Here is a 10,860-nt window from a genome sequence, read left to right as displayed (position 1 = left end):
CGCACACACTCATGGTTGATTCCACGTCCACGCAGCCCGTCGCGGACTACCTCCCGCCGACGGTCCCGCCCGACAACCACGGGCACACCACGGCCTCCTGGACGTCGATGATCGGCATCATGCTCGGTTCGCTCATCACCGCCGTGGGGCTCGTCGTCGCGACGCCGTGGCTGTCCTGGGTCGGTCTCGCCGTGGTCCTGATCGCCGTCGTCGTCGGTGGCGTCATGCGCGCGATGGGCTACGGGCAGGCACCGGCACGCAAGAGCTGACCGTCGTGGCGACCACGACGGAGCGGCGTGGCCTCGCCGTGCTCGAACCGCTCGTGGTCGCCGCCCTCGTGGGCGCAGCGACTCTCCTCGTCGCTCTGCGTGACCCGCACGTCTCCGGCAGCTACGGCGTCTGCCCGAGCCTGATGATCTTCGGCCTGGCGTGCCCGGGATGCGGTGGCCTCCGTGCCACGCACGACCTGGCACACCTCGACCTCGTCGGAGCCTGGGCGTCGAACCCTCTCGTGGTCGTCCTTCTCCCGGCCGTGATCGGCCTGTGGTCCCTCTGGCTCGCGGCCCGGTGGTCGCCCCGGAGGATGATGCCGACCGTGCCGCGCGTCGTCTGGATCACCGTCGGCGCGATCGCCGTGATCTTCGGCGTCGTGCGCAACATTCCCGGCGCAGGGGACTTCCTCGGGCCTGCCTGACCGTCTCGCCCCTCGGTGCGTGGTCCGGAGAACGGCCTGGCGCACCTACGATGGCCTGCAGAAGACGTCGCCATGCGAGGCGGTCGGCCGCGAGGGCGGGGCCAGCCGGGGGACAAGCACGAGCACGGGAGCGAAATTATGACCGTTCTAGACGACATCATCGCGGGTGTCCGCGAGGACCTGGCGCGCCGCCAGGCGTCGACCTCCCTGGACGCGCTCAAGGAGCGCGCGGCGAGGACCCCCGGGGCGCTGAACGCCGCCGACCGGCTGAAGGTCGACGGGCAGGTCGCGGTGATCGCCGAGGTGAAGCGGTCCAGTCCCAGCAAGGGTGCCCTGGCGCCGATCTCCGACCCCGCCGCCCTGGCGGTCGAGTACGCGCACGGGGGTGCGGCCGCGATCTCGGTGCTCACCGAGGAGCGTCGGTTCGGCGGCAGCCTGGACGACCTCGACGCGGTGCGTGCCAAGGTCGACGTCCCCGTCCTCCGCAAGGACTTCGTCGTCACGCCGTACCAGGTGTGGGAGGCCCGGGCACACGGGGCCGACATCATCCTGCTCATCGTCGCAGCGCTCGAGCAGACCGTCCTGACCTCCCTCGTCGAGCGCGTCCAGTCCCTGGGGATGACGGCCATCGTCGAGGTCCACACGGCGGACGAGGTCTCCCGTGCGCTGGACGCCGGGGCCCAGATCATCGGGGTGAACTCGCGGAACCTGAAGACCCTCGAGGTCGACCGCACGACGTTCGCGCGGCTCGCGCCGGCGATCCCCGACGAGATCTGCCGCATCGCGGAGTCCGGCGTCCGTGGACCGCACGACGTCGTCGACTACGCACGGTCGGGTGCCCACGCCGTCCTCGTGGGAGAGGCTCTCGTCACCGGTGACGCCCCGCGGTCGTCGGTCGCCGACCTCGTCGCCGCAGGCTCCCACCCCTCGCTCCGCGCCATCCGCCACTGAGGCGACCCGCACCATCGACAGGAGGCCTGGCCCCGTGCCTGACATCCCATCCCTGCAGAACACGCAGGGCCCCTATTACGGTGACTTCGGCGGCCGCTACGTCCCCGAGGCCTTGATCGCGGCTCTCGAGGAGCTCGAGCGCGAGTACCGCTCCGCGATCGCGGACCCGGCGTTCATGGACGAGCTCGAGCGCCTCCAGCGCGAGTACACGGGGCGGCCGAGCCCGTTGACCGAGGTGCCTCGGTTCGCGGCGCACGCCGGTGGCGTACGGATGTTCCTCAAGCGCGAGGACCTCAACCACACGGGGTCGCACAAGATCAACAACGTGCTCGGCCAGGCGCTCCTGGTCAAGCGCATGGGCAAGTCTCGCGTCATCGCCGAGACCGGGGCGGGGCAGCACGGGGTCGCCACGGCGACGGCGGCTGCGCTCCTCGACCTCGAGTGCGTGGTCTACATGGGTGAGGAGGACACGCAGCGCCAGGCTCTCAACGTCGCCCGCATGCGCCTCCTCGGCGCGACCGTCGTTCCCGTGACGATCGGGTCGCGGACCCTCAAGGACGCGATCAACGAGGCGCTGCGCGACTGGGTCGCGAACGTCGACGACACCCACTACCTGCTCGGCACCGTGACCGGGCCGCACCCGTTCCCCGAGATGGTCCGCGAGTTCCACAAGGTCATCGGCGACGAGGCGCGGGAGCAGATCCTGGAGCGCACGGGCACTCTCCCGGACGTGGTCGCCGCGTGCGTGGGCGGTGGTTCCAACGCGCTCGGGCTCTTCAACGCGTTCCTCGACGACGCGGACGTCCGACTCCTCGGGCTCGAGGCGGGGGGCGACGGCGTCGACACCGGTCGGCACTCCGCGCGGTTCAGCGGAGGAGCGCCGGGCGTGCTGCACGGCGCCAGGTCGTACCTGCTGCAGGACGAGGACGGCCAGACCCTGCCGAGCCACTCGGTCTCTGCCGGGCTCGACTACCCGAGCGTGAGTCCCATCCACTCGTGGTTGCACGACACCGGACGTGCCGAGTACCGGCCGGTCACGGATGCGGAGGCGATGGACGCGTTCCGTCTCCTCTGCCTCACCGAGGGGATCATTCCCGCGATCGAGTCTGCGCATGCTCTCGCCGGTGCGCTGCGCGTGGGCCGGGAGCTCGCTGCGGACGGTCGGGACGACGCCGTCGTCCTCGTGAACCTCTCCGGGCGTGGCGACAAGGACGTCGCGACGGCTGCGCGCTGGTTCGACGTGGTCGACGCCGAGGACATCAAGAACGCAGCGACGACCGAGGGGAGCAGCCTGTGAGCGCCGTGGTGGGACCGGGCGGCAGCCCGGGTGCGGGCACGACCGGCGTGCGACTTCGCGCGATGCGTGACGAAGGCCGTGCGGCGCTGATCGGCTACCTCCCGCTGGGCTTCCCGGACGTGGAGCGCTCCGCCGAGGCGGCTCTCGCGATGGTCGAGGCGGGGGTCGACGTCGTCGAGCTCGGTCTGCCCTACACCGATCCCGTGATGGACGGACCGACGATCCAGGCCGCGGTGGACGTCTCGCTGAATGCGGGAACCCGGGTCCGGGACGTGTTCGGCGTCGTCGATCGCGTGAGTGCGGCGGGCGCCCCGACGCTCGTGATGACGTACTGGAACCCGGTGCTCCGCTACGGCGTGGGCGCGTTCGCCCGGGACCTCGCGGCAGCCGGTGGAGCCGGGCTGATCACCCCGGACCTGATCCCGGACGAGGGCGCGGACTGGATCGCCGCGGCCGACGAGCACGATCTCGACAAGGTCTTCCTCGTCGCCCCCAGCTCGACCACGGAGCGCCTTGCCTCGACGGTGGCGGCGTCGCGTGGATTCGTCTACGCAGCCTCGACGATGGGCGTGACGGGGGAGCGGGCGACCGTCGGCTCGCGCGCGGAGGCGCTCGTCGCGGACACGCGCGCGGCAGGGGCCGACCTGGTGTGTGTCGGTCTCGGCGTCTCGACGCCGCAGCAGGCGGCCGACGTCGCGCGCTACGCCGACGGCGTCATCGTCGGCTCGGCTTTCGTCCGCCCGCTGCTGGGAGACACGCCCTGGGCCGAACGGCTCGAGGCTCTGCAGGCGGTTGTGCGAGGCATCGCCGACGGCGTGCACGGCGCGCGCGAGGCGAGCGCATGAGCCTCGCAGCCCTCGTCACCTCCATCCCGAGCCCTGCCGAGGACACCTGGTACGTCGGGCCGTTCCCGATCCGTGCGTACGCGATGGCGATTCTCGCAGGGATCGCGGTCGCGGTCTGGCTGACCACCAAGCGTTGGGCCGCGCGGGGCAACAACCCCGACGACGTGCTGGAGATCGCCTTCTGGGCCGTCCCGTTCGGGATCGTCGGTGGGCGGATCTATCACGTCATCACGACCCCGGAGCCCTACTGGGGGCCCGACGGTGACCCCTGGAAGGCGCTGAGGATCTGGGACGGGGGCCTCGGGATCTGGGGTGCCGTCGCGCTCGGCGCCGTCGGGGCGTACATCGGATGCCGTCGGCTCAACGTCAGCTTCGTCGAGTTCGCCGACGCACTTGCCCCTGGGCTCCTGATCGCGCAGGGCATCGGCCGTCTGGGCAACTGGTTCAACCAGGAGCTCTTCGGTGCGCCGACGACACTGCCCTGGGGGCTCGAGGTCGATACGGACGTCGCGGCGCGGACGTGCGCCGAGTGGGGGATCGAGTGTGCCCCGGGAACTCTGTTCCACCCGACATTCCTCTACGAGATGATCTGGAACATCGCGGGGGCGTTTCTTCTCATGTACCTCGCGAAGCGGTTCAAGCTTGGTCATGGTCAGGTATTCTGGCTCTATGCCATGATCTACACCTCGGGCAGGGTGTGGATCGAGATGCTGCGTATTGACACGGCCGAGGTGATCTTCGGTCTCCGTCTGAACGTATGGACGTCAATCGTGGTATTCGCGATCGCCTTGGTAGCGTTCGTGATCGTCGCGCGCCGCTATCCCGCGGGCGACGAGCCGGCGGTGTCACGCACACCTGACGCGCCGGAAGGTGAAGCGGACGATGAGGAGCAGCCCGACCAGGGCAGCTAGGCACGTTCGTCTCTCGTCGGTCTCGTCGGTCAACCTCCGACGGACCAACGTGTCCGATGGGTCGAGGATGCCCCAGAACTTGGTACTAGCTGTGCATCCGGCACTGTCGGAGGCATGGGAGGACGGTGTTAATGAGCACGCCGATGCACAGGGCAGGCGCGCCAGTGGCGCAGGGTCTGTACGACCCTGCGGCCGAGCATGACGCATGTGGTGTCGCCTTCGTGGCGACTCTTCGCGGGACCCCGGGGCGCGACATCGTCGACGCCGGTCTGACCGCGCTGCTGAATCTCGACCACCGAGGCGCGGTCGGGGCGGAGGAGAACAGCGGCGACGGTGCTGGCATCCTTACCCAGATCCCGGACGCCTTCGTTCGTGACGTCGTCGACGCGGACCTCCCTCCGGCGGGCTTCTACGCCATCGGCATGGCATTCCTCCCCGGCGACCCGGGCGAGGCGGACGCCGCGGCCGCACGGTTCGACGCGATCGCCGCCGAGGAGGACCTCGAGGTCCTCGCCTGGCGCGACGTGCCCGTCACCGCGGACCTCGTCGGCCCCGCCGCTCGGGCGACGATGCCGCTCTTCCGGCAGGTCGTCCTCGCCGACCCGGACCGGGCGCTGTCCGGCCTCGAGCTGGACCGCCGCACCTACCGTGCCCGCAAGCGCGCCGAGAACGAGCTCCGCCTCTTCTTCGCGTCCCTGTCGGCGCGGACCCTGACCTACAAGGGCATGCTGACGACGTCGCAGCTCGAGCCGTTCTTCCCCGACCTCTCGGACCCGCGGTACGCCTCGGAGATCGCGCTCGTCCACTCGCGGTTCTCGACCAACACGTTCCCCTCGTGGCCGCTGGCCCAGCCGTTCCGGCTGATCGCGCACAACGGCGAGATCAACACGGTTCGCGGCAACCGCAACTGGATGGCCGCGCGCGAGGGCATGCTCGAGAGCGAGACCCTCGGCGATCTGGAGCCCCTGCTTCCGGTGTGCTCGGAGGGCTCGAGCGACTCGGCCTCCTTCGACGAGGTGCTCGAGCTGCTGCACCTGTCCGGTCGTCCGCTGCCGCACGCCGTCCTCATGATGGTGCCCGAGGCGTGGGAGAACCACACGACGATGGACGCCCAGCGGCGCGCGTTCTACGAGTACAACTCCAACCTCATCGAGCCGTGGGACGGCCCTGCCTGCCTCACGTTCACCGACGGCAGCCTCATCGGCGCCGTCCTGGACCGCAACGGACTGCGGCCCGGACGGTACTGGGTGACCGAGGACGGCCTCGTCGTGCTCGCGTCCGAGGCCGGGGTGCTGGACCTCGACCCGGCGTCGATCGTGCGCAAGGGCCGCCTCGAGCCGGGGAAGATGTTCCTCGTCGACACCCGTCAGGGTCGGATCGTCGCGGACGACGAGATCAAGTCCCAGCTCGCGTCGCAGCGTCCCTACGGCGACTGGATCGCCCAGAACACGGTCACGCTCGACCAGCTCGTCGAGCGTGAGCACGTGGCCCACTCGCCCGCGTCGGTCCAGCGCCGTCAGCGCGCGTTCGGGTACACCGAGGAAGAGCTCAAGGTCATCCTCACGCCGATGGCCAACACGGGGGCCGAGCCGCTCGGCGCGATGGGCACCGACACGCCGATCGCCGTGCTGTCCAACCGGCCGCGCCTGCTCTTCGACTACTTCACGCAGATGTTCGCCCAGGTGACGAACCCTCCGCTGGATGCCATCCGCGAGGAGCTCGTGACGTCCATCGGCGGTGTCATCGGCCCAGAGCCCAACCTGCTCGAGGACTCGGCCGCGCACGCGCGCAAGCTGGTCCTGCCGTTCCCGGTGATCGACAACGACCAGCTGGCCAAGATCAGCAACGTCCACCACGCCGCCGGCGTCGCGGGGACGTTCCGCTCGGTGACGGTCGAGGGGCTCTATCCGGTCCACGGCGGTGGCAGGGCGCTCTACATGCGCCTCGAGGAGATCTTCGAGGAGGTCGACGCGCACGTCGCCGCCGGGGCCAGCTTCATCGTCCTGTCGGACCGCAACGGGGACGCCTCACGGGCGCCGATCCCGTCGCTCCTTCTCCTGAGTGCCGTCCACCACCACCTGCTGCGCCAGCACTCACGCACGCAGGTGTCCCTGGTCGTCGAGGCCGCCGACGTGCGCGAGACGCACCACGTCGCGCTGCTGATCGGCTACGGCGCCGCCGCGGTGAACCCGTACCTCGCCATGGAGACGGTCGAGGACCTGGCGCTGCGTGGATATCTGGACGTCAATCCCGACGATGCCGTGCGCAACCTCATCAAGGCTCTCGGCAAGGGTGTCCTGAAGGTGATGAGCAAGATGGGGATCTCGACGATCTCCTCGTACCGCGGAGCCCAGGCGTTCGAGGCCGTGGGCCTGTCGCACGAGCTCGTCGACGACTACTTCACGGAGACGACGACCCGACTGGGTGGCGTCGGCCTCGACATCCTCGCCGCCGAGACGGCCGCGCGGCACGCGGAGGCCTACCCGGCGTCGGGGAACCACCAGGCACACCAGCGTCTGACGACGGGTGGTGAGTACCAGTGGCGTCGGGACGGGGAGGAGCACCTCTTCAACCCGGACACCGTCTTCCGCCTTCAGCACGCCACGCGGACACGTCGCTTCGACATCTTCCGCGAGTACACCGGCCGGATCAACGAGCAGTCAGAGCGGCTCATGACGCTGCGCGGCCTGCTCGAGCTGCGTCCGGAGCGGCCGTCCGTCCCGCTCGACGAGGTCGAGCCGGTCAGCGAGATCGTCAAGCGGTTCAACACCGGTGCGATGTCCTACGGGTCGATCTCCAAGGAGGCGCACGAGACGCTCGCCATCGCGATGAACAGGCTCGGTGCGCGCTCGAACACCGGCGAGGGGGGTGAGGACCCGGATCGGCTCTACGACCCGGAGCGTCGGTCGAAGGTCAAGCAGATCGCGTCGGGCAGGTTCGGAGTCACCTCCGAGTACCTGACGAACGCCGACGACATCCAGATCAAGCTCGCCCAGGGAGCCAAGCCCGGCGAGGGCGGTCAGCTGCCGGGGCACAAGGTCTACCCGTGGGTCGCGCGGACGCGTCACTCGACGCCGGGCGTCGGCCTCATCTCGCCGCCCCCGCACCACGACATCTACTCGATCGAGGATCTCGCCCAGCTGATCCACGACGCGAAGAACGCCAACCCGTCGGCGCGCGTCCACGTCAAGCTGGTGTCGGAGTTCGGCGTCGGGACCGTGGCGACGGGGGTCTCGAAGGCCCACGCCGACGTCGTCCTGATCTCTGGGCACGACGGTGGGACGGGAGCCAGCCCGCTGACCTCCCTGAAGCATGCCGGGACCCCGTGGGAGATCGGGCTCGCCGAGACGCAGCAGACGCTCGTGCTGAACAACCTGCGTGACCGGATCGTCGTCCAGGTCGACGGCCAGATGAAGACGGGCCGCGACGTCGTCGTGGCGGCGCTGCTCGGCGCGGAGGAGTTCGGCTTCGCCACCGCACCGATGGTCGTCGAGGGCTGCATCATGATGCGCGTCTGCCACCTGAACACGTGCCCCGTCGGCGTCGCGACGCAGGACCCGGAGCTGCGGTCGCGGTTCACGGGTAAGCCTGAGTTCGTCGTCAACTTCTTCGAGTTCATCGCCGAGGAGGTGCGTGAGTACCTCGCGGAGCTCGGCTACCGGACCGTCGAGGAGGCCATCGGCCAGGTCCAGGCGCTCGACGCACGCAAGGCCGTCGACCACTGGAAGGCCTCCGGGCTCGACCTGGGTCCCGTGCTCGAGCGTCCGGTACCGGTCGAGGGCTCCTCGCTCCGGAACACCACGACGCAGGACCACGGCCTGGAGCGTGCTCTCGACAACCAGCTCATCGCGCAGTCTGCCGATGCACTGGCCCACGGCACACCGGTGCGGATCGACCTCTCGGTCCGCAACGTGAACCGCACGGTCGGGACGATGCTCGGGCACGAGGTGACCAAGCGGTACCGCGGGGAGGGCCTCCCGGACGACACGATCGACGTGCGGCTGACGGGTTCGGCCGGACAGTCCCTCGGGGCGTTCCTGCCCCGGGGCATCTCGCTCCGTCTCTTCGGCGACGCGAACGACTACGTCGGCAAGGGCCTGTCGGGCGGACGCATCGTCGTCCGACCCGACCTGGCCTCGGTCCTGCACGGGGCCGAGGACGTCATCGCCGGGAACGTCATCGGGTATGGCGCGACGTCGGGGGAGATCTTCCTTCGCGGTCTCGTCGGCGAGCGCTTCGGCGTACGCAACTCCGGTGCGACGCTGGTCGTCGAGGGCGTGGGCGACCACGGCTGCGAGTACATGACCGGTGGGACCGTGCTCGTCCTCGGGCGGACCGGACGCAACTTCGGGGCCGGGATGTCGGGCGGTACGGCCTACGTGCTCGACCTGCGTGAGGAGGCGGTCAACACCACCGCCGTCAGCTCGGGCGACCTGCGGATCGAACCGCTCGACGACGCGGACGCCGTGCTCGTCGAGTCGTTGCTGCAGCGCCACCTCGAGGAGACCGGATCGCCGCGCGCGGCCGAGCTCCTGGAGGACTTCGAGACCACGAAGAGTCGCATCACGCGCGTCCTGCCGGCGGAGTTTGCCCGTGTCCGCGCGGTCCTGGAGCAGGCGTCGCAGGACGGTACCGACCTTGAGGCGCCCGGCGCCTGGGAGAACCTTTTGGAGGTGGCACGTGGCTGACCCCCGCGGATTTCTGAAGACCCGAGAGCGAGAGCTCCCGCGGAACCGACCCGTCGAGGTGCGGCTGCAGGACTGGAAGGACGTCCACGAGCACCGTGTGGACGGCCAGCCCTTCCTCGCGACCCAGGCGAGCCGCTGCATGGACTGCGGCGTCCCGTTCTGCCATCAGGGATGCCCGCTCGGGAACCTCATCCCCGAGTGGAACGACCTCGTTCGCCAGGACCAGTGGGCCGACGCCATCGAGCGACTCCACGAGACGAACAACTTCCCGGAGTTCACGGGGCGTGTCTGCCCCGCGCCGTGCGAGTCGAGCTGTGTCCTCGGCATCAACCAGCCGCCCGTCACGATCAAGAACATCGAGGTCTCGATCATCGACGAGGCATTCGCCCGGGGCCTCGTCGTCCCGGAGATCCCTCATCGCCTGACGGGCAAGACCGTCGCCGTCGTCGGGTCCGGTCCGGCCGGACTCGCCGCGGCGCAGCAGATGACCCGCGCCGGGCACACTGTCGTGGTCTACGAGCGGGACCGCGCCGCGGGCGGGCTCCTGCAGTACGGGATCCCCGACTTCAAGCTCGAGAAGGTTCACGTCGAGCGCCGACTGGAGCAGATGCGTGCCGAGGGCACGCGCTTCCGGACCGGCGTGGAGGTCGGCAAGGACATCGCCTGGGACGAGCTGCGACGGCGTTTCGACGCCGTGATCGTCTCGACGGGTGCGACCGTGCCGCGCGACCTGACGATCCCGGGGCGCGAGAGTGCGGGCATCCACTACGCGATGGAGTTCCTGCACCAGGCCAACGACGTGGTCGCAGGCCACGAGGTCGAGGACCAGATCGTGGCGACGGGCAAGCACGTGGTGATCATCGGTGGCGGTGACACCGGCTCGGACTGCCTCGGCACGTCCCTGCGTCAAGGGGCGGCGAGCGTCACGACCCTGGCCATCGGGAAGCAGCCACCGCTCGATCGTGCGGTCGACCAGCCCTGGCCGACCGACCCGATCGTCTTCGACGTCTCGTCCTCCCACGAAGAGGGCGGTGAGCGTCGTTACCTGGCCTCGACCGTCGACTTCGTCGCAGACGAGGACGGGAACGTCCGTGCTCTCCGCGTCGCCGAGACCGAGTACCTCCCGGACGGACGTCGCGTCCCGCGCGCCGGGTCGGAGCACGAGATCCCTGCGGACCTCGTGCTCATCGCGATGGGCTTCACCGGGCCGGAGACGGAGCTGCTGACCGCACAGAGCGGCGCGGAGCTCACCGCGCGGGGTCTCGTCGCACGTGACGACGACTTTGCGGGTTCGGTACCGGGCATGTTTGTCGCGGGCGACGCCGGGCGCGGTCAGTCGCTCATCGTCTGGGCCATCGCCGAGGGTCGGGCTGCCGCAGCAGCGGCGGACGCGTACCTTCAAGGAGAGACCGAGCTGCCGTCGCCCGTGCGGGCGAGCACGGTCTCGTTGAAGCCCTGACATCGTGCCCGGGGA

The 10,860-nt window shown here is 69.8% G+C and carries 8 protein-coding genes; all 8 read left to right on the top strand.

Annotated elements, in window-relative coordinates; translation table 11 throughout:
* Positions 1–11: 11 nt before the first annotated feature.
* On the top strand, positions 12–269 hold the full coding sequence (locus tag BLU20_RS08980) for an HGxxPAAW family protein (protein ID WP_029253327.1): 258 nt from the start codon (positions 12–14) through the stop codon (positions 267–269).
* Between the two features lie 5 nt (positions 270–274).
* On the top strand, positions 275–694 hold the full coding sequence (locus BLU20_RS08975) for a DUF2752 domain-containing protein (protein ID WP_231959170.1): 420 nt from the start codon (positions 275–277) through the stop codon (positions 692–694).
* A 138-nt stretch (positions 695–832) separates the two neighbouring features.
* Positions 833–1,645, top strand: coding sequence for an indole-3-glycerol phosphate synthase TrpC (trpC, locus tag BLU20_RS08970; RefSeq protein ID WP_083372311.1), 813 nt, complete (start codon positions 833–835; stop codon positions 1,643–1,645).
* 34 nt (positions 1,646–1,679) lie between these two features.
* Positions 1,680–2,942, top strand: coding sequence for a tryptophan synthase subunit beta (gene trpB, locus BLU20_RS08965; RefSeq protein ID WP_083372310.1), 1,263 nt, complete (start codon positions 1,680–1,682; stop codon positions 2,940–2,942).
* A 62-nt stretch (positions 2,943–3,004) separates the two neighbouring features.
* Positions 3,005–3,787, top strand: a complete 783-nt coding sequence (gene trpA / locus BLU20_RS08960; RefSeq protein WP_083372997.1) for a tryptophan synthase subunit alpha — start codon at positions 3,005–3,007, stop codon at positions 3,785–3,787.
* On the top strand, positions 3,784–4,698 hold the full coding sequence (gene lgt, locus BLU20_RS08955; RefSeq protein WP_083372309.1) for a prolipoprotein diacylglyceryl transferase: 915 nt from the start codon (positions 3,784–3,786) through the stop codon (positions 4,696–4,698). The genes trpA and lgt overlap by 4 nt, the downstream gene beginning before the upstream one ends.
* Before the next feature lie 131 nt (positions 4,699–4,829).
* A complete protein-coding gene (gltB, locus tag BLU20_RS08950; protein WP_083372308.1) occupies positions 4,830–9,386 on the top strand; it encodes a glutamate synthase large subunit in 4,557 nt (1,518 codons plus the stop codon).
* A complete protein-coding gene (locus BLU20_RS08945) occupies positions 9,379–10,845 on the top strand; it encodes a glutamate synthase subunit beta (RefSeq protein ID WP_029253334.1) in 1,467 nt (488 codons plus the stop codon). The genes gltB and BLU20_RS08945 overlap by 8 nt, the downstream gene beginning before the upstream one ends.
* Positions 10,846–10,860 lie beyond the last annotated feature (15 nt).

The organism is Paraoerskovia marina (assembly GCF_900105445.1).
In the GTDB taxonomy this organism is placed as follows: Bacteria; Actinomycetota; Actinomycetes; order Actinomycetales; family Cellulomonadaceae; genus Paraoerskovia; species Paraoerskovia marina.
The sequence above is the reverse complement of the archived record's forward strand: the minus strand, read 5'-3'. Positions and strand labels throughout refer to the sequence as shown.

What these genes read in the sequence shown, in the direction of transcription:
- BLU20_RS08980 (WP_029253327.1), top strand. Translation starts at nt 12, where the DNA reads ATGGTTGATTCCACGTCCACGCAGCCCGTCGCGGACTACCTCCCGCCG.
- trpC (WP_083372311.1), top strand. Translation starts at nt 833, where the DNA reads ATGACCGTTCTAGACGACATCATCGCGGGTGTCCGCGAGGACCTGGCG.
- trpA (WP_083372997.1), top strand. Translation starts at nt 3,005, where the DNA reads ATGCGTGACGAAGGCCGTGCGGCGCTGATCGGCTACCTCCCGCTGGGC.
- lgt (WP_083372309.1), top strand. Translation starts at nt 3,784, where the DNA reads ATGAGCCTCGCAGCCCTCGTCACCTCCATCCCGAGCCCTGCCGAGGAC.
- gltB (WP_083372308.1), top strand. Translation starts at nt 4,830, where the DNA reads ATGAGCACGCCGATGCACAGGGCAGGCGCGCCAGTGGCGCAGGGTCTG.